At 69.0% G+C, this 20584-nt stretch carries 13 protein-coding genes; 11 read left to right on the forward strand and 2 right to left on the reverse strand.

The genetic code is table 11. From position 1 onward, the window contains the following. The first annotated feature begins 138 nt into the window (after window positions 1-138). The 5 genes from BGM09_RS05015 (at window position 139) to BGM09_RS05035 (ending at window position 9749) form a co-directional block, all read left to right on the forward strand. Window positions 139-1572: an arabinofuranosidase catalytic domain-containing protein gene (locus tag BGM09_RS05015; RefSeq protein ID WP_411158262.1), complete on the forward strand. Its 1434-nt coding sequence runs from the start codon at window positions 139-141 to the stop codon at window positions 1570-1572. 99 nt (window positions 1573-1671) lie between these two features. Beyond that, window positions 1672-3321, forward strand: a complete 1650-nt coding sequence (locus tag BGM09_RS05020) for a ricin-type beta-trefoil lectin domain protein (protein ID WP_188280175.1) — start codon at window positions 1672-1674, stop codon at window positions 3319-3321. 59 nt (window positions 3322-3380) lie between these two features. After that, complete coding sequence (locus BGM09_RS05025) at window positions 3381-5789, forward strand: ricin-type beta-trefoil lectin domain protein (protein ID WP_188280176.1); 2409 nt, start codon at window positions 3381-3383, stop codon at window positions 5787-5789. 82 nt (window positions 5790-5871) lie between these two features. Next, complete coding sequence (locus BGM09_RS05030; protein WP_188280177.1) at window positions 5872-7854, forward strand: alpha-L-fucosidase; 1983 nt, start codon at window positions 5872-5874, stop codon at window positions 7852-7854. A gap of 98 nt (window positions 7855-7952) precedes the next feature. Then, window positions 7953-9749 carry a ricin-type beta-trefoil lectin domain protein gene (locus BGM09_RS05035; protein WP_188280178.1) on the forward strand — a complete coding sequence of 599 codons (1797 nt, stop codon included), beginning with the start codon at window positions 7953-7955 and terminating at the stop codon, window positions 9747-9749. Window positions 9750-9791: 42 nt separating this feature from the next. Here the strand turns inward: BGM09_RS05035 and BGM09_RS05040 are convergent, their stop codons facing one another. Further along, window positions 9792-10826: a LacI family DNA-binding transcriptional regulator gene (locus BGM09_RS05040; RefSeq protein ID WP_411158258.1), complete on the reverse strand. Its 1035-nt coding sequence runs from the start codon at window positions 10824-10826 to the stop codon at window positions 9792-9794. 381 nt (window positions 10827-11207) lie between these two features. On the opposite strand from BGM09_RS05040, the gene BGM09_RS05045 reads away from it, so the two are divergent. After that, window positions 11208-12956, forward strand: a complete 1749-nt coding sequence (locus BGM09_RS05045) for an RICIN domain-containing protein (protein WP_188280180.1) — start codon at window positions 11208-11210, stop codon at window positions 12954-12956. Between the two features lie 150 nt (window positions 12957-13106). Here the strand turns inward: BGM09_RS05045 and BGM09_RS05050 are convergent, their stop codons facing one another. Further along, window positions 13107-14126, reverse strand: coding sequence for a LacI family DNA-binding transcriptional regulator (locus BGM09_RS05050; protein ID WP_317452533.1), 1020 nt, complete (start codon window positions 14124-14126; stop codon window positions 13107-13109). Window positions 14127-14394: 268 nt separating this feature from the next. Here BGM09_RS05050 and BGM09_RS05055 point away from each other — a divergent pair, with 268 nt between their 5' ends. The 5 genes from BGM09_RS05055 to BGM09_RS05075 all read left to right on the forward strand — a co-directional run bounded on the left by BGM09_RS05055 (window position 14395) and on the right by BGM09_RS05075 (window position 20555). Next, complete coding sequence (locus BGM09_RS05055) at window positions 14395-16353, forward strand: glycoside hydrolase family 127 protein (protein WP_188280182.1); 1959 nt, start codon at window positions 14395-14397, stop codon at window positions 16351-16353. 93 nt (window positions 16354-16446) lie between these two features. After that, entirely contained in the window at window positions 16447-17691 is a 1245-nt protein-coding gene (locus tag BGM09_RS05060; RefSeq protein ID WP_188280183.1) for an ABC transporter substrate-binding protein, read from the forward strand. 224 nt (window positions 17692-17915) lie between these two features. Next, window positions 17916-18920, forward strand: a complete 1005-nt coding sequence (locus BGM09_RS05065) for a carbohydrate ABC transporter permease (RefSeq protein WP_188280184.1) — start codon at window positions 17916-17918, stop codon at window positions 18918-18920. Further along, entirely contained in the window at window positions 18917-19741 is an 825-nt protein-coding gene (locus tag BGM09_RS05070; RefSeq protein WP_188280185.1) for a carbohydrate ABC transporter permease, read from the forward strand. Before BGM09_RS05065 ends, BGM09_RS05070 begins: the two co-directional genes overlap by 4 nt. Before the next feature lie 121 nt (window positions 19742-19862). Further along, window positions 19863-20555: a FadR/GntR family transcriptional regulator gene (locus BGM09_RS05075; protein WP_188280186.1), complete on the forward strand. Its 693-nt coding sequence runs from the start codon at window positions 19863-19865 to the stop codon at window positions 20553-20555. Window positions 20556-20584 lie beyond the last annotated feature (29 nt).

The raw sequence follows: 20584 nt of genomic DNA on the forward strand, positions 1-20584 counted from the left end.
GCCACGCGGGTGAGTACCGCACTCCCTGTCTCCTCCCCCCACTTCCCCAAGGAACAGGCAATGGAGTCTTCACTCGTTCCCTCCCGAATCCCGGCCGCCCGCGGACAGCGTTCCCCGGCGACCGTCGTGCTGAGCGTATTGGCGTTGCTGGCCGCGATGTTGGCGTCGGCGCTGACCTGGTCGACGTCGGCCGCGGCGGTGGCCGCGCCGGTGGTGGGTTCGCAGTCCGGACGATGTCTGGACGTCAAGGGCGGCAGCGACACGGCGGGAACCGCTCTGCAGATCTGGGACTGCGACAGCCAGCCGAACCAGGCGTTCGAGTTCACCTCGGCGGGTGAGCTGAGGGCGCTGAACGGCACCCGCTGCGTGGACGCCTCCAACGGTCAGACGTCTCCGGGCACCGCGGTCATCATCTGGCCGTGCAACGGGCAGTCCAACCAGTCGTGGCGCCGTAACGCCGACGGTTCGATCACCGGAGTCCCGTCCGGTCTGTGCCTGGACGCCAACGGCGCGGGCACGGCCAACGGCACCGCGGTCATCCTGTGGACGTGCAACGGCCAGGCCAACCAGAAGTGGAGCACGTCGACGACGCCGCCTCCCGCGGGGGGATCGGGCCCGTGCGACATCTACGCCACGGGCGGCACGCCCTGCGTGGCCGCGCACAGCACGGTGCGCGCGTTGTACAGCTCCTACGCCGGCGGGCTCTACCAGGTCAGGCGTTCCTCTGACGGCGCGACCAGGGACATCGGCGTGCTCGCGACCGGCGGTTACGCGAACGCCGCGGCGCAGGACTCGTTCTGCGCGGGCGCCTCCTGTGTGATCACGGCCGTGTACGACCAGTCCGGCCACGGCAACGACCTGTGGTATCAGGGGTCGGCGCAGGTGCCGGGATCGAGCCAGAGCAGTCCCGCGAACGCCACGTCGGAATCGCTGTCGGCGGGCGGTGGCAAGGCGTACTCGCTGTACGTCAAGCCCGGGAACAGCTACTGGCGGGACGGTCATCTGACGGGTGTGCCGACGGGGGCCGCGCCGGAGGGCGCCTACATGGTGACCAGCGGTACGCACGTCAACGGCGGCTGCTGCTTCGACTACGGCAACAGCGAGACGGACCGGAAGGCGGACGCGGCCGGGGCGATGGACGCGATCAACTTCGGTACGCAGTGCTGGTTCGGCGGGTGCTCGGGCAGCGGCCCGTGGGTGCAGGCGGATCTCGAATGGGGCCTGTTCTCCGGCGGCAGCCAGTCCTGGAACTCCAACCAGCGGGCCTTCACCAGCAAGTTCGTCACCGCGATGCTCAAGAACAACGGGACCTCGAGATTCGCGCTCAAGGGTGCGAACGCGCAGTCGGGCGGGCTCAGCACGCTGTGGGACGGCGCTCTGCCCGGCGGCTACAGCCCGATGAGGAAACAAGGGGCGATCGTGCTCGGCAGCGGCGGCGACTGCTGCAAGCCCGGCGGCGGCGCCAACCTCAGCGCGGGCACCTTCTACGAGGGAGCCATCGTGGCCGGCTACCCGTCCGACGCCACGGACAACGCGGTGCAGTCCAACATCACCGCGGCCGGCTACCGCTGAATCGCGTTCCCAGCGGGGGTGACCGGTGGCCCTCGGCCGGCCCGAGGACCACCGCACCCCGTTCCTTTTCACCGATCCCGGACCAGGAGCTGATGAACCATGTCTGTGTTCACCGCGAGAGCCAGGCGGGTGCCGACGTCGTCCCCCCGTTCCCTCCGCAGGACGTTAGCGCTCACATTCGCAGTCGCACTGCTGTCGGCGGTGGCCCCCATGGCCGTCCTGACCACCGCCCAGCCGGCCGCCGCGCTCGGCAACGGGCTGGCGTTGACGCCGCAGATGGGCTTCAACGACTGGAACGCCTACGGCTGCAACGTCTCGGAGTCACTGATCAAGTCCACCGCGCAGGCCATGCACACCAACGGCATGCAGTCCGCGGGATACGGCTACGTCAACATCGACGACTGCTGGATGACCCACTCGCGCGACAGCGGCGGCCACCTCGTACCGGACCCGGCGAAATTCCCCGACGGCATCAAGGGCACCGCGGACTACGTCCACTCGCTGGGCCTGAAGCTCGGAATCTACGAGGACGCGGGCACGGCGACCTGCGCCGGGTACCCCGGAAGCCTGGGGCACGAGACCACTGACGCGCAGTCCTTCGCGTCCTGGGGCGTGGATTACCTCAAGTACGACAACTGCAGCAACTCCGGTGTGGACGCGCAGGCCCGCTACACCGCCATGCGCGACGCCCTGGCCGCGACCGGCCGGCCGATCCTCTACAGCCTGTGCAACTGGGGCCAGGACAACGTGTGGACGTGGGGCGCCGGGGTCGGCAACAGTTGGCGCACCACCGGCGACATCAACGCCAGCTACTCCAGCATGCTCTCGATCTTCCACAGCAACGTCGGGCTCGCCTCCTACGCCGGGCCCGGTCACTGGAACGACCCGGACATGCTGGAGGTCGGCAACGGCTCACTGACCACCACCGAGAGCCGTACGGAATTCAGCCTCTGGTCCGAGATGGCCGCGCCGCTGATCGTCGGCACCAACGTCGCCTCGGCCAGTGCGACGACACTGGCCACGCTCACCAACACCCGTGTGATCGCTGTCGACCAGGACTCGCTGGGCAAGCAGGGGACCATGGTCTCCTCCTCCGGCGGCCTGGACGTCCTGGCGAAGCCCCTGGCCAACGGCGACGTGTCCGTAGCGCTGTTCAACGAGACCGGATCGACCGCGACCATCAGCACCACCGCGGCCGCCGTCGGCAAGACCGGCGCCTCGGGCTACACCCTGACCGATCTGTGGTCGGGCGCGACGTCCTCCACGTCGGGCGCGATCAGCGCCTCCGTGCCCGCACACGGCACGGTGATGTACCGGGTCGCGGGCGGTACGACCGGCGGCGGAGGGACCGGTACCGCCGGCGAACTGCACGCCGTGGGCGCGGGCAAGTGCCTGGACGTACCGAATTCGACGACGGTCGCGGGCACCCAGGTGGAGATCTGGAGCTGCGGCGGCGGCGCCAACCAGGTCTGGACCCGCTCCGCCTCCCACCAGCTCACCGTCTACTCCGGCGGCTCCCAGATGTGCCTGGACGCCAATGACAACCAGACCGCGGCCGGTACGAAGGTCGTGATCTGGGGCTGCAACGGCCAGGCGAACCAGCAGTGGCTGCTGAATCCCGACGGCACGGTGACCGGAGTGCAGTCCGGCCTGTGCCTGGACGTCACCGGCGCCTCCACCGCCAACGGGGCCCTGGCCGATCTGTGGCCCTGCAACGGCCAGACCAACCAGCAATGGTCGCTCACGTGAAGGCGCGGGACCGCGCCGCACACCATCCATCCCGTCCGGCCCGTGGAAGGACCGCGCCAGTGTCAGCATTAGGAAGACTGTTCCGGCGGATCAGAACCTCGACGGCCGTGCTCACGGGCCTCGTCCTGGCCGCCGGCGGCCTGGTGGGCACGGTCGCCGCACCGGCCCACGCCGCTACCTCGATCGTGATCAACGGCGCCTCCGGCGGCCGGACCTTCGACGGCGTCGGCGCGATCAGCGGCGGGGGCGGCAACAGCAGACTCCTGACCGACTACCCGGAACCCCAGCGCGGCCAGATCCTGGACTACCTCTTCCGGCCGGGCTACGGCGCCTCCCTCCAGATCCTCAAGGCCGAGATCGGCGGCGACACCAACTCCACGTCCGGCGCCGAGCCGAGCCACCAGCACACCCGGACCGATCTGAACTGCAACCGTGGCTACGAGTGGTGGCTGATGGAGCAGGCCAAGACGCGCAACCCCGACATCAAGCTGTACGGGCTCGCCTGGGGAGCGCCCGGCTGGATCGGCAACGGGAACTTCTGGTCCACCGACATGGTCAACTACCTGCTGTCGTGGCTGGGCTGCGCGAAACAGCACGGGCTGACCATCGACTACCTCGGCGGCTGGAACGAGAGAGGCTACAACGTCTCCTGGTACGAGCAACTGCGCAGTGCGCTCAACAGCAACGGCTACGGCGGCGTGAAACTCGTGGCGGCCGACTCGGACTGGTCCGTCGCCAACGACGTCGACTCCAACCCGGCCTTCGCCTCCGCGGTGAGCGCCATCGGCACGCACTATCCCTGCGGCTACCGGTCGGCCCAGAGCAACTGCTCGGTGCCGTCGTCCGCGCTCTCCTCCGGCAAACCGCTGTGGGCGAGTGAGAACGGCTCGGACGACTACAACGGCGGGGCGCAGGCGATGGCGCGCGGCATCAACCGCGGCTACATCGACGGGAAGATGACGGCGTATCTCAACTGGCCGGTGGTCGCGGCGATCACCCCGAACCTCCCGTACCCGACCATGGGTGTCGCCCTTGCCTCGCAGCCGTGGTCCGGCTCCTACTCGATCGGCAAGAACGCCTGGGTGATGGCGCAGACCACCCAGTTCACCGCTCCCGGCTGGCACTATCTCGACGATTCAAGCGGTTACATCGGAGGCAACCGGAGCAACGGCAGCTATGTCTCGCTGAAGTCGGCCAGCGGGTCCGACTACTCCACCGTCATCGAGACGATGGACGCCGGCAGTGCTCAGACGCTGAACTTCACCGTTGCCGGAGGACTGTCGAACGCGACGGTGCATGTCTGGTCGACCAAGGTGAGCTCCGGAAACCAGGCCGACTACCTCGTCCACGCCGCGGACGTCACGCCGTCCGGCGGCAGCTTCAGCCTCACCGCCCAGCCGGGTTACGTCTACACCCTGACCACCACGACCGGCCAGGGCAAGGGCACCGCCACCAGCCCCGCCGCGGGCAATCTGAGCCTGCCCTACAGCGACTCCTTCGACAGCTACGCGGCGGGCACCGAGGCGAAGTACCTCATGGACTGGCAGGGCGCCTTCGAGACGGTCGCCTGCGCGGGTGGCCGCAGCGGCCGGTGCGAGCGCCAGATGAGCCCGCAGAAGCCGATCACCTGGGACGCGCTGTCCGATCCGCACGCCCTGCTCGGCGATGTGAGCTGGAGCAACTACACGGTCTCCTCCGACGTGCTGCTCGAACAGCCGGGATACGCCGACCTGATCGGCCGTGCGAACTCCCAGGACTACACGACCACCGGCGGCCTCAACGCCTACCGTCTCCGGGTGAGCGACACCGGAGCGTGGTCGATCCTGAGTTCGAGCACCAACGGCAGTGTCACCACGCTGGCCCACGGCACGGTGTCGGCGCTCGGCACCAACCGCTGGCACACCGTGGCCCTGACCTTCTCCGGCGCCGCCGTCACCGCCGCCGTCGACGGCGCCACGGTCGGCTCGGTGAACGACTACTCCTGGGCCGGCGGCCAGGTGGGCTACGGCACCGCGCAGACCGAGACCGCCCAGTTCGACAACCTGTCCATCACCCCCGGCAGCGGCGGCAGCGGCGGGGGCACGACGGCGGCCGTCGTCGGAGTCGGCTCGGGCCGGTGCATGGATGTGCCGAACCAGTCGCAGACATCCGGCACCCAGGTGGCGCTCTGGGACTGCAACGGCGGGACCAACCAGCAGTGGACCAGCACCTCCGCCGGTGAGCTGCGGGTCTACGGCGGCGACTGCCTGGACGCCTCAGGCCAGGGCACGAGCCCCGGCACCAAGGTCGACATCTGGAACTGCACCGGTGGCGCCAACCAGAAGTGGACGCTCAACGCCAACGGCACCATCACCGGAACGCAGTCCGGCCTGTGCCTGGACGCCACCGGAGCCGGAACGGCGAACGGCACCCTGCTGGAGCTGTGGACCTGCAACGGCAGCAGCAACCAGAAGTGGACGCGCGCCTGATCCGCGCCTCCCTCCTGCTCGGGACCCCGCGGCGACGCGGGGCCCCGAGCCCTCCCCCCCCTCAACCTCCTGAGAGGCACCCATGCCCTCTTCACCCTTCCAGCCCAGCCGACGGCACGTGCTCACGGCAGCCGGAGCGGCGGCGGCCGCCGGCCTGTTGCGGTTCGCCCCCGAGGCCGCCGCGACCGACGGTCCCGGCAGTTACACCGCGAGTTGGCCGTCGGTGGACCAGCACCCTCCGGCCCCGGCCTGGTTCCAGGACGCCAAGTTCGGCATCTACTACCACTGGGGCGCCTTCAGCGTTCCCGCCTTCGGGAACGAGTGGTATCCGCGGAACATGTACATCGGCGGCTCGGCCGAGAACCAGCACCACATCGCGACCTACGGCGACCCGTCGGCGTGGCCGTACAACAACTTCATCGACGGCGCACGCGACAAAGCGGGCAATCTCGTGCAGTTCGCTCCCCGGCTGGCATCCTCCGGCGGCGCCTTCGACCCGAACGCGTGGGCGCAGTTGTTCAAGGCCGCGGGGGCGAAGTTCGCCGGGCCGGTCGCGGAGCACCACGACGGTTTCTCGATGTGGAACAGCCAGTCCAACCCGTGGAACTCGGTCAGGCACGGACCCAAGCTCGACCTGGTGAACCTGCACGCCCAGGCCATCCGCGGGCAGGGCCTGAAGTTCATGACCTCGCTGCACCACGCCTACCACTTCAACGGCTTCTACGACCACGTGCCGTACCAGTCGGACCCGACGCTGCGCATCCTCTACGGACAGCAGGGCACCGCGGTGGAGAACCAGCTCTGGTACAGCAAACTGGCCGAGGTGATCAGCGGCTACCAGCCGGACCTGATCTGGCAGGACTTCGACCTGGGCCTGGTCCAGGAGTCCACCCGGCTCCAGTTCCTCGCGTACTACTACAACCAGGCCGTCGCGTGGAACAAGGACGTCGTCGCCACGTACAAGGACGGGTTCGACACCAAGGGCGAAGTCCTGGACTTCGAGCGCGGCGGCCCCGCGGGCCTGCTCGCTCCGTACTGGCTGACCGACGACAGCATCTCCTCGTCCAGTTGGTGCTACACCGTCGGCATCGGCTACTACACGACGCAGGCACTGCTGCACGCGCTGATCGACCGGACCAGCAAGGGCGGCACCATGCTGCTGAACATCGCCCCCATGGCCGACGGCACCATCCCCTCGGGGCAGCAGACGATCCTGCGCGCCATGGGCGACTGGCTCGGCCGCTTCGGAGAGGCGATCTACGGCACCCGCTCCTGGGCGAGTTACGGCGAGGGGCCGACGGCGATGGGCGGCGGCTCGTTCAGCGGTCCCAAGGCCGGCGTCGCCCAGGACATCCGGTTCACCCGCAGCCAGGACAGCAAGGTCCTCTACGCCACCGCACTGGGCTGGCAGGGCGGCACCATGACCATCACGACCCTGAACTCCCGCCAGATCAACCTCAGCGGCCTGACCGGCGCGCAGTTGCTGGACAACGCGGCGGGGACCTACGTCAACCTGCCCGCGCCGACGCAGGACGGCTCAGGACTGCACCTGGCCATGCCCTCGTCCAACCCGCCGTTCAGCGCGCTGGCCTACACGGTCAAGCTCACGTTCTCCGGCCAGATCCCGGCGCTCGGCGCTCCGGGCGTCCCCACCTCATGGGCGAAGATCACCAACGTCACGAGCGGACTGGCGCTCGACAGCGGTGGCAGTGTCGGCTCCGGTTCCAACCTCAAGCAGTGGAACTACGACGGCAGCAACAACCTCCAGTGGCAGCTCATAGACGCGGGCGGCGGCTTCTACCGCATCGTGAACCGCACCAACGCGATGGTCGCCGACAGCTGGGGTGACGCCTCCAACGGCGCCCCCGCGCGGCAGACGACATGGAACGGCGGCGTCAACCAGCAGTGGTCGCTCCGGAGCGTCGGCAACGACCGCTACCAGATCGTCAACCGTGGCACCGGCACCGCCCTCGACGGCAGCGGCAGCACCACCGCCGGTTCGACGACGGTGATGTGGACCCCGAACTCCAGCACCAACAACGAGTGGACCATCACCGGGATCTGACGCCCGCGACGTCGGGCCGCCGCGTGCGGCACCCCCCGATCTCACCGACCCGCCACGTTCGCAGACGACGCGGCGGGGCACCCCCTAGGAGGAGATTGATGAGAAAGAGAGCCGGACGAGGCAGATTGGCGACGGCCGCAGCCGCCGCGGTGGGGCTCGCCGCCCTGCTGGTGATGCCGACCGCGGGGCATGCCGCCTCGGGCGAGTCGCTGAGTGTGGACCTGAGTTCCTCGCGCGGGACGTCGACCGGCGTAGGCGAAGGCTTTCTCTACGGCATCACGCAGGACGGCAGTCAGCCGTCGGACCAGTACATGCAGCCGCTGGGAATCAACGCCTTCCGTGGCGGCGGTTGGTTCTCCGGCGGCTGGATCAAGGACGGGTACCGGTACGGAGCGGCCACCAAGGCCGACATCGACTCGATCACCGCGCAGGCGCGGAGGCTGACCCAGCCGCCGTACCACGCCCAGTACCAGGTCCTGGTCAGCGACCTCTACGGCAACAACGGCGGCCAGCCGTCCAACGAGACGTATCCCTGCGACAACGGTGACTGCTCCAACTGGGTGAGCTTCATCGACTCGACCGTGGGTGCGTTGCAGGCGACCGGTCTCCCGTTCGTCTACGACATCTACAACGAGCCCGACATCTCCGTGTTCTGGACCCGGGGGATGAACAGCCCCCAGTACTTCCAGATGTGGGACACCGCCTACCGGGAGATCCGCCGCGTCGCCCCCAACGCCAAGATCGTCGGCCCGTCGCTCGCCTTCACTCCGCAGAGCAATCCGGGTGAGTGGAACACCTGGCTCGCCCACGTCAAGGCGGCCGGAACCGTACCGGACATGATCACCAACCACGACGAGGGCGACGTCGACGACCCGGTGACCGTGGCGCAGTCGCTCACCAACGCGCTGTCGGCGAACGGCATCTCCGCACGGCCGCTGTCGGCGAACGAGTACCAGCCAGCCGACCGGCAGACCGCCGGGGTGACCGCCTGGTACTTGGCGCGGTTCGCCCAGTCCGGGTACACCAACGCCATGCGGGGCAACTGGGCGTGCTGCACGACCCCGAACCTCACCGGCGTCCTCACCCAGTCGAACGGAGTGTGGCAGCCCAACGGCAACTGGTGGGCCCTTCGCACCTACGCGGACATGACCGGGACTCTCGTCAACACCTCAGGTCAGGTCGGCTCGACCGCCATATCAGCCTCGAAGGACAGCGCCGCCAAGCGGGCGGTGGCCGTGATCGGTGACAGCAACGGATACACCGGCACCGCGTCCGTGACCTTCAACGGCCTGGCGTCGGTGCCCTGGCTGGCGAACAACGGCAGCGTCAACGTCACCGTCGAACGTATCCCCGACCAGTACCCGCTCAGCGCCCCGCAGGTGGTCTACAACCAGAACGTGAGCACCTCATCGGGCGCCCTCTCCGTGCCCGTCACGTTCCAGGCCGCGCACGACGCCTTCGCGGTCTACGTGACTCCGGCCGGATCGACGGGCGGCAACACGACGGGTGCGTTGCGCGCGGTGGGTGCGGGCAAGTGCCTGGATGTGCCGAATTCCTCGACCACGCCGGGTACGCAGCCGCAGATCTGGGACTGCAACGGTCAGGCCAACCAGAGCTGGTCGCGTACGTCCTCGAATCAGTTGACGGTCTTCTCCGGCGGCAGTCAGTTGTGCCTGGACGCGTATGACAACCAGACCGCGGCCGGTACGAAGGTCGTGACCTGGACCTGTAACGGCGGTGCGAACCAGCAGTGGCAGGTGAACTCCAACGGCACGGTCACCGGCACCCAGTCCGGTCTCTGCCTCGATGTCACCGGAGCCTCCACCGCCAACGGCGCCCTCGCCGAACTGTGGACCTGCAACGGCGGCAGCAACCAGCAATGGACCCTCGGCTGACCTGATCCTTCGCGCGCCTGGCCCGAGACCCACTCCTCAGGGTCAGGCGCGCGTACGGCAGGCGCCGGTGCTGGAACGGAGGGAGATGGGAGGCGCGAGGAGGATGTGCCGGGGCGGCGTATCGGGCGCGGCAATGCGTTCGATGAGCAGTGTCACGGCCTTCCCGCCCATGTCGACGGCCGGGACGTCCGCCGCGGTGAGGGGCGGACGGAAGTCCTCGGCCCACATCCGCGCCGCGACGCCGGTGACCGAGAAGTCGTACGGCACCGTCAGCCCCGCGTCGGCCAACGCCCGCTGGATGCCCGGCAGGGCGGCCTCGTTGACGGTGGTGACGGCGGTGAGGTCCGGGTGAGACCCCAGAAGTTCCTCGATGCTCTCCTGTCCGGAGCGGGCGTCGTCGCCGCAGGTGACCTCCACACCTTCCAGACCCCGCTCGCCCAGGGCGGCCGTGAACCCCTCGCGGGCCCTGAGCGCCGGGCCGTAGCCCGCCGCGACGAGTTCGGGCGAGCGGCTGATCAGCGCCACCTTCCGGTGGCCGAGGTCCGCCAGATGATGGACCGTGTGGCGGATCAGCCCCGCGTAGTCGACGTCGATCCAGCACATCGCCTGGTCGTCGGACGTATGCCCGATACCGACGAAGGGCAGTCCCGCACGCTGGAGTCTGCCCACCCGCGCGTCCTCGAGCCGGATCTCCATGAGGATCACCCCGTCGACCCGGCTTTCGGAAACCAGCCGTTCGAAGGAGCGGTCGTGGTCGCCGCCGGAGGGGGACAGCAGCACGTCCAGGTCCGCGCGGGCGGCCGCGTCGACCACGCTGGCGACGAAGTCCAACTGCATATGGGTGAGCCGGTTGCCGGCCGGGGGGATCACCAGGCCGATCGTGCGGGTCCGGCCTTCCTTGAGCGCTCGGGCGGTCGCGTTGGGGCGGTAGCCCACCTCGTCGATCACGTCCTGAATACGTTGACGCGTACCAGCCGCGACGGGCCGTTTGCCACTGAGCGCGTACGACACCGTGCTGCGCGAAACACCCGCTCGTCGCGCGATCTCCCCGATGTTCATGCAGCTCCTCAGTGGCATACCGCAGCCGTGATCATACTATCCGCGAATCGATTCGCTGTTCCCGGAGCCCGCATCCGGCAGGGAAGGCGCCGATCGACCGTCGGCGGGGAACGACGTCCGTTCCGAGTACCAGCCGGAAAACGCATCTTTCCCGGCATGGCCACGATCGCCAGCGATCATCAACTGCCCTGGCGCCGTGGGGAACTGGCCGTGCGCGTTCCCTTGACCGGGTGTTACAGCAGCCCTACGGTGTCCGCTGAGAAATCGTTTGCTCTGTTGCGCAGAGCACACACGGTGGAGGCCGGTCGACCCGGTGCCGCAGGACGGGCGGCACTGGTGTCGACGGCGCCACTGGTCGCTGTACGGCATCACCCCCACTTCTCAGGAGGGCATTTCGCCATGCGTGGATTCGCGCATCTCCAGCCGGGCCGGCCGCTCGGCCGCACCATCGGCCTGGGAGCCGCAGCACTACTGGGCGTGGCTTCGGCCGCGTTCGCCGGCACATCCGCCCAAGCCGCTCCCACTCCGTCCACGACCCTGGTGGTCAACGCCGGTCAAGTGCTGCGCCCGGTGACCCATGTCGCCACCGGATCGCTGTACGGGCTCGCCAACGCCACCGCACCCGCAGACAATCTGGTGCAGGCGATCAAGCCGAACACCTTCGTGCAGATGCCCGCCGGTGGCCATCAGCAGGGTTCCGGCGACATCCTCGTCGTCGCGCCGAAGGCCGCCAGAGCCGGGGCCAAGGTCGTCAACCGGCTGTCCGACTACTACGCGGGCTGGCCCTACCAGTTCACTTGGAGCAACTGGCTGAGCGTGGTCGACGACCAGATCGCCAGGACCAAGGCGTCCGGGATCACCAACCTGGCCGCGTACGCCCCGTGGAACGAGTCCGACGGCACCTGGAATTCGGCCAACGGCACGTTCGAGGACTTCTGGACCACGACCTACCGTGAGATCCGCTCCAAGGACGCCACGACGCCGATCCAGGGTCCGAGCTTCTCGGACAACATCAGCGACATGGACAACTTCCTGCGCAACGCGGTGGCGACCAACACCGTGCCGGACATCATCGCCTGGCACGAACTGACGAGGTCCTCGAAGATCGCCGGTGACGTCACCACGGTGACCAACCTGGAGAACAAGTACGGCATCAGCCCTCGCCCCATCGCGATCGAGGAGTACGCCGCCCCCTCCGAAGTCGGCATCCCCGGCGCTCTGGTGGGCTACATCGCGAAGTTCGAGCGGCTGGGCGTCCACGACGCCGAACTCGCCTTCTGGAACCAGTCCGGCGCCCTCGGAGACCTCCTCACCGGTCAGGGCGGCAGCCCCAACGGCGCGTACTGGCTGTACAAGTGGTACGGAGACATGAGCGGGAGCATGCTCACCACGACCGCCCCGGCGCAGACCGGCATCGACGGCGCCGCGTCGCGCAACAGCGCCGGCAACGAGGTCGACGTCATCTTCGGCGGCGGCAACGGTGACTCGGCCGTGACGGTCAACGGGCTCAACACCCTTTCCGCGTTGGGGTCGTCCGTCCATGTCAAGGTCGAGTACACGCCGTCCCGCGGGCGGACGACCGCCGTGTCGGGTCCGATCACGCTCTCCGAGTCGAACTACACGGTGAACGGCGGATCCATCACGGTCCCGGTGACCACGAACACCACCGACGGCTATCACCTGGTCATCACACCGGCCACGACAGGCGGCGGCACCACCACCCTCGACGGCACCTACCAGATCGCCAACAAGAACAGCGGGCTGGCGCTCGACACCGCGAACGGCGGCACGGGCCAGGGCACGCTGGTCGACCAGGCCACCGTCAGCTCCTCGGCCACCCAGAAGTGGACGCTGGTGTCAGCCGGTTCCGGACTGTACAAGATCCGCAACCAGGCCAGCGGACTGCTCCTCGGGATCACCAACGCGAGCACCGCGGACGGTGCGACCGCACTCATCTGGGGCGACAACGGCACCGCCGACCACCTGTGGCGGCTGACCGCCGACAGCGGCGGCTACTACAAGATCGCCAACTCCAACAGCGGCCTGCTGCTGGGCGTGACCAACATGAGTACCGCCTCCGGCGCCCAGGTTCTTCAATGGGACGACAACGGCACCGCCGACCATCTGTGGAAGCTCACCGCCCGCTGACACGGGCTGTACCGCCAGGCCCGACCGCCGCGCCCCGAAACGTCCGGAGCGCGGCGGCCGGGCCGCCCCGCGGGCAGCCGGCCCCAGCACGTTCCGGCACGTTCCGGCACGTCCTGGCGCCGCCCGGCAGCGGCGGTGCGCCGGTACCGCTCAGGCCGACTCGCGCATGATCAGCCTGCACGGAACGGTCTGCACGCCACCCGAACCTCCGCCGTCGATGGCGTCCAGCAGCCGCAGCGCGGCGATGCGCCCGATCTCGCCCAGGTTCATGTCGATCGTCGTCAGCGGGGGACGGGACGCGAGCGCCATGATGTCCCAGTTGTCGTAGCCGATGACAGCGATGTCGTCCGGCACGCGACGGCCCTCTTCGCGCAGGGTGTCGGCGACTCCGCGGGCGATCTGGTCGTTGCCGCAGAAGAAGGCGTCGGTGTCCGGCGCGGTACGCAGCACGCGCAGGGCGGCCCGCCGCCCCCACGCCTCGCTCCAGTCGCCGAAGTACACCTGGCCGCCCGACGGCTCACGCCCGGCCTGGCCGAGCAGTTCCTCGGTCAGGCGCGCCCGGTGGCGGGCCGCCGCGTGATGGGCAGGACCGGAGACATGGGCGATGCACCGGCGTCCCGAACCGATGAGGTACTCCACCGCCAGCCGGGCTCCGCCCTCGTCGTCGGAGGCCACCGACATGTCCGCGGGGTCCTCCGAGGGGGCCAGCGCGTAGACGGTCGGGATCTCCCGCAGACCCTGCAACGCGGGCCGGGGGTCCGTACGCCGTCCGGTGACGATGATGCCGTCCACCCGGCGGGCCATCAGGGTCTGTACGTAGTGCCGCTCGCGAATCGCGTCACCGCGCGTGTCGCACAGCAGGACCGAGATCTTGCCCGCGCCGAGGGCGTCCTCCGCGCCGAGCAGCACCGGCGTGCTGAACCGGCCGATGCCGTCTGTGGTGATCAGACCGACGGTCCAGGTCCGTCCCGCCAGCAGGCCCCGGGCCTGCTCGTTGGGCTGGAAGCCCAGGCGGCGCGACGCTTCGAGTACCCGCTCCCGGGTCTCGGGCCGCATACGGCCGTTGCCATTCAGCGCCTTGGACGCCGTGCCCACGCTGACGCCCGCCACGACGGCCACGTCCGTCAGCGTCACACGTCCCGCCGACAGGCGCCGATCAGTCTCTGTCACGGACAATCCTTTTCTCACATACAGGTCTGTACCCATCCTGCCAGGACGCGGCATGTATCCCAAGCGTTACGCGGAAGTTGATGCGGGGTCTGCAGGAGGTCTTGACTCGCCTGACTCGGCGCTTCTAGGTTTCCTGCAAGAAAACCATTGCTCACGTTTCGCGGCCCTACGGATCGTCGGTGGCCGCTGCGAAATCGCGCGGACGCGGTCCGCGGTGTCGCCGACCCGGCGACGCACCTCATATCGACCGTGCATTCCGGGGAGATCCATGTCCCACAGCAAACCGACACCACTTGTTCCGGCCGGGCCCGTCCGTCCGGGCCGCGGCGCCGCAGTGGCCCTGCGCCCCGTCGTCGCGGCCGACGTCACGGGAGGGTTCTGGCACGGCCGCCGCGAGGTCAACGCCCGAGTCGGCATCCCGCAGGGACCACGACTGCTGGAATCGGCCGGAAACCTCCACAATCTGCGGCTGGCCGCGCATACCGCGCGGGGAGCGTTCCGGGGTGACTACCCCTTCATGGACTCGGACGTCTACAAGTGGCTGGAGGCCGCCGCCTGGCGGCTCGGCGCGTCCGGCGGCGCCGCGGACGTCGAACTGGCCGCCCAGGTCGACCGGATCACCGCCCTGGTCGCGGACGCCCAGCAGCCGGACGGATACCTCAACACCTGGTTCCAGGTCACGAAGGACGGCCGTCGCTACGAGGACCTGCGCTGGGGGCACGAGCTGTACTGCGCCGGCCACCTCATCCAGGCGGCGGTCGCCCACCACCGGGCGACGGGCGGCAAGGAACTGCTGGAGGTGGCGGTGCGGTTCGCGGACCACCTGGACTCCGTCTTCGGCCGCGACAAGCAGATCGACGGGTTCGACGGTCACCCGGAGGTCGAGACGGCGCTGGTCGAGCTGTACCGGGAGACCGGCGAGCGACGCTACCTCGACCTGGCCGGATACTTCGTGGAACGCCACGGGCACGGGCTGCTCGGCGGCGAGGCGTACTGCCAGGACCGGCTGCCGCTGCGGGACCAGGAGAACGTCGAGGGCCACGCGGTACGCCAGTTGTACCTGCTGGCCGGCGCCGCCGACCTCGCGACCGAGACGGGCGACCGCGGGCTGCTGGCGGCGTGCGAGCGGCTGTGGGCGGCCATGGTCGCCACCAAGACCCACATCACCGGCGGTCTCGGCGCCCATCATGACGAGGAGGACTTCGGGGACCCCTTCGAGCTCCCGAACGAGCGGGCCTATTGCGAGACCTGCGCCGCCGTCGCGTCGGTGCACTTCGGCTGGCGGATGGCGCTGCTCACCGGCGACGCCCGCTACAGCGACCTGATCGAGCGCACGCTCTTCAACGGCTTCCTCGCCGGAGTCTCGCTGGACGGCGAGCGATGGCTGTACGTCAACCCGCTCCAGGTCCGTGACGGCCACGCCGATACCGGGGGCGACCAGTCCGCGCGCCGCACCCGGTGGTTCCGCTGCGCCTGCTGTCCGCCCAACGTCATGCGACTGCTGGCCAGCCTGGAGCACTACATCGCGTCCAGTGACTCCGACGGCCTGCAGATCCATCAGTACGCCACCGGCCGCTACGTCGGCGAGGTGGCGGGCGAGCCGGTTATTGTTAGCGCTCACACCGACTACCCGTGGTCCGGTGTCGTGCGGCTCTCCGTCGAGGACGGCCCCGCTGACAGACCGTGGACCCTGTCCCTGCGCATCCCGCAATGGTGCGCGGGTCACCGGATCTCGGTGGCGGGGCAGGACGCCGCGGCCACCGTGTCGGAGTCCGGCTGGCTGCGCGTCGAACGGAGGTGGGCCCCGGGCGACGAGGTGACGCTTGAGCTGGACATGGCGCCGCGCCTGGTCGCCGCCGACCCGCGGGTCGACTCCGTCCGCGGTTGTGTCGCCCTTGAGCGAGGCCCGCTCGTGTACTGCCTCGAAGGCTTCGACAACCCCGGCGGCGGGCTGGACGACATCGTCATCGACGCCGCCCGGCCACTCGCCGAGGAATCACGTCCCGAACTGCTCGGCGGCGTCATCACCGTGACCGCCGCCGGTTATCGGCGCACCGTGCCGAACGACGGCTGGTGGCCCTACCGCGCCCCGGCCGACCTCACCCGCACCCCGGCCGCCCAGCACACCGGGCCCGGGGACGGCGCCCTCGTGCTGACCGCCGTCCCCTACTACACGTGGGCCAACCGGCAGGACGGATCGATGCGGGTGTGGATCCCCACCCGCTAGACCGCAGCCCCACCCCCATCCCACCCCATCCCACCGCAGCACCTCCCTCCCTCTCTCCCTCCCACACCCGTCACGCACAAGCCAAGGACCGCCATGAGACACACACGCTTCGTCATCGCTGCCGTCGCGGCCTGTACCGCCCTGGCCGGGGTCACCGCCTGCGGCGGTTCCGGCGGCGGCTCGTCCTCGTCCGCCGCCTCGGGGACCTACACCTTCTGGGACCCCTACCCGCAGTTCGACGGCTCCTCGGCGTGGGCGAAACTGGTCGCCTCCTGCGGCGCCAAGGCCGGCGTCACGGTCAAGCGCACCGCGTACGACACGACTGACCTGGGCAACAAGGCTCTGCTGGCCGCGCAGCAGGGCAACGCCCCGGACGTGATGCTCGTGGACAACCCCGTCGTGTCCACCCTCGTGCAGGCCGGGATACTCAGCAAGATGAGCGACGTCGGCGTGATCACCACGTCGATCCAGGTCAACATCATCGGTGCGGGCACCCTGGACGGCTCGGCCTACGGCGTCCCCATCGGGGCCAACACCCTGGCGCTCTACTACAACAAGGACGTCCTGGAGGCCGCCCACGTCGACCCCGCGTCGGTCAAGGACTGGGACTCCCTGAACGTGGCGCTGAACAAGGTGAAGGCCGTCGGCAAGAAGGGCATCACGTTCTCCGCGATCGGTACCGAGGAGGGCAGTTTCCAGTTCCTGCCCTGGTTCTGGGGCGCCAAGGGCGATCTGACCCACGTGGACAGTGCCGAGGGGCAGGCCGCGCTGTCGCTGTGGAAGGGCTGGGTCTCCCAGGGCCTGGCGCCCAACGACGTGCTGAGCAACACGCAGACCACGAGCTGGCAGGAGTTCGCCACCGGCCAGTACGCGTTCGGCGAGAACGGCACATGGCAGTTGGCCAACGCCAAGAAGACCGGGTTCCCGTACGGAGTGATCAGCATTCCCGCCCGCGCGGGCGGAGCCGCACCCGCGCCGACCGGAGGGGAATTCGCCACCGTGCCCGTGCAGAAGGACGCCGCACGGTACAAGACCTCCGCGAGGATCGTGTCCTGTCTGACCAGTGACGCCAACCTGCTGGCCACCGACACCACGCTGTCCTACATCGCCCCTACGAACACGGTGCAGAGCCAGCAGGTCAGCAAGGACCCCGAGCTGAAGCCGTGGGTCGACGCCGTGGCAGCCGCCCGCGGCCGGACCAGCGACGGGCTCGGCACCAAGTACCCGGTGATCTCCGAGCAGTTGTGGACCGCGGTGCAGTCGGCCCTGTCCGGAGGCAAGAGCCCGGAAGCGGCGCTGAAGGCGGCCCAGAGCGCGGCCGACAGCCACCAGAACTGAGCGGGGGACGGCCCCCCGCGTCCCGCCCCGTGGCTCCGGCGCCGGGCCGGCCCGATCGGGGCGCCGGACAGACGCGACCCCGCCGTGTCGCCGCCCGTCCCGGCGGCACGGCGGACCCGCCGCCGTCGCGGCACCCCACGCCTGCCGGGGTGTCGCGACGGCGCAGGTACTTTCCATGCCGGTACCGGCGTCCGCCCAGGCGGACCACTGACCGAGGAGCACCTATGGACACCGCCCGCGCCGATGGCCTCCAGTGGCCGCCGGGCTCATCCGGGGCCGGCCGTGAACGGACCCCACCCGCACCGAGCCGTACGGTCCGCCGACGCCACGGCCACGGCCGCGTCGGCGGATCCCGTACGACACAGCTCGCCGCCTGGGGGTTTCTGGCTCCGGTGGGGATCTACCTCGGCGCGTTCTACGCGTACCCGCTGTACCGCAATGTGGACCTTTCCGTACGGCACTACACCGTGCGCTCGTTCGTACAGGGCGGGGCGCCGTTCTCCGGCTGGCACAACTTCGACCAGGTCCTCCACGACCCGACCTTTTCCACCGCGCTGCGCAACACGATCGTCTTCACGCTGGTGTCGATCCTCTTCCAGTACGTGCTGGGGCTCGCCCTCGCGGTGTTCTTCCACCGTGGTTTCCGGCTGGCGCCGACGCTGCGGGCGCTGTTCCTGATCCCCTGGCTGCTGCCGCTCATCGTCTCGGCCTCGACCTGGTCGTGGATGCTCAACAGCGAGTCCGGCGTGGTCAACTACGCCCTGGGCCTCATCGGGGTGGCGAAGGTGAGCTGGCTGACGTCGCCGTCGTGGGCACTGACGTCGGTGATCATCGCGAACATCTGGATCGGCATCCCGTTCAATCTCGTCATCCTCTACAGCGGGTTGCAGAACATCCCCGGCGAGTTGTACGAGGCGGCGTCGCTGGACGGTGCGACCGGCTGGCAGCAGTTCCGGCGCATCACCTTCCCGCTGCTGCGGCCGGTCTCGGCGATCACCGTGCTGCTCGGCCTCATCTACACCCTCAAGGTGTTCGACCTGATCTGGATCATGACCAAGGGCGGACCGGGAGACTCCTCCTCGACGCTTGCCACCTGGTCCTATCGACTGGGATTCGGCTCGCTGCTGCCCGCGTTCGGTCCCGGCGCCGCGGTCGGCAACATCCTGATCCTCATCGCCCTGGCCTTCGGGCTGTTCTACATCCGACTCCAGAGGAGGCAGGCGGCATGACGTCCCGCGTCTTCCGCTCCCGCCGCAACACCGTCGTCGGGATCGTGCTCACCGCGCTCATGCTCTTCCCGGTGTACTGGATGATCAACGTCTCGCTCACCCCGCAGCAGGACATGCGCAAGGACCCGCCGGACCTGGTGCCGCTGCACCCCACTTTCAGCGGCTACCGGTCTGTCCTCAACGATCAACTGCCCTACCTCGGCACCAGTCTGCTCATCGGACTCGGCACGGTCGCGCTGACCCTGCTGCTGGCCGCTCCGGCGGGCTACGCGCTGGCCAAGCTGCGGCCGCGCGGGGCCGGGCTGGTCGGCCTCCTCCTGCTGATCGCCCAGATGGTCCCCGGCATCGTCATGGCGATGGGCTTCTACGGCATCTTCCTCAATCTGCGGATCATGAACACCTGGTGGGGACTGATCATCGCCGACTCCACCATCGCCGTGCCGTTCGGCGTCATGATCTTCAGCGCGTTCATGTCCGGAATCCCCGACGAGCTGACCGCCGCCGCGAAGATCGACGGCGCGAACACCTGGCGTACCTTCACCGCCATCGTCCTGCCGGTCTCCCGCAACGCGGTCGTGACCGTCTCCCTGTTCACCTTCCTGTGGGCGTGGTCGGACTTCGTGTTCGCCAACACCCTCGACAGCGGTGGCGACATGCGCCCCATCACGCTGGGCATCTACAAATACATCGGCAACAACAACCAGGAATGGAACGCCATCATGGCGACCGCCGTCGTCGCGTCGATTCCCGCGGCCGTCCTGCTCGTCCTCGCTCAGCGCTACGTCGCCGCCGGAGTCACCGCCGGCGCCGTCAAGGACTGACCCCCGGCCCGGTTCGCCCGGAGGTAGGGTCTGGACCCACGGGACATCCATCCCATGTCTGTCGGAGCGGGGATGGACGCCGATCCCGTGCGGCACCCGCGGGGGAGTGGGGGACCCATCGATGTCACTGACTGACAAGGCCATCGCCCGGATTCGGGAGCTGATCCAGTCCGGAGAGCTTCTCCCCGGCGCGAAACTGCCACCGGAACAACAGTTGGCATCGGACCTCGGGCTCTCCCGCAACCTCATGCGCGAGGCGGTCAAAGCCCTCGTCGTCGCACGGGTTCTGGAGATCCGGCGCGGGGACGGCACCTATGTGACCAGCCTGGAGCCCGCGCTGCTACTGGAGAGCCTGGGGTCGGCGGTGGAACTGCTGCATGGCGACACGTTGCTGGAGCTGACCGAGGTCCGCAGACTCTTCGAGCCGGTCGCCACGGGCCTGGCCGCGGGCCGGATCACCGAGGAGGACCTGGCCGAGATCGCATACCACCTGGACGCGATGGCCCGCGTCAGCGACGACGTCGAACTGCTCAACAAGCACGACGCCGCGTTCCACCGTGCGGTGATCGCCTCCGCGAGGAACAGCACGCTGGCCACCCTGCTCGAGGGCATCTCCAGTCGCACGGTACGTGCCCGGGTGTGGCGCGGTCTGATCGACGACAGGGCCGGCGACCGGACCATCGCGGAACACCGGGCGATCTACAACGCCCTGCTCGCCAGGGACCGTGCCTTGGCGGAGGCCGCGGCGCTGGTCCATGTGAGCACGACCGAACGGTGGCTGCGCGAGCACGTCGCACGGCAGGACAGCGCGTGATGTGAAGGGCGCGTCCCCGGCCCGCGGGG

The organism is Streptomyces sp. CBMA29 (assembly GCF_014596445.1).
Classification (GTDB): Bacteria; Actinomycetota; Actinomycetes; order Streptomycetales; family Streptomycetaceae; genus Actinacidiphila.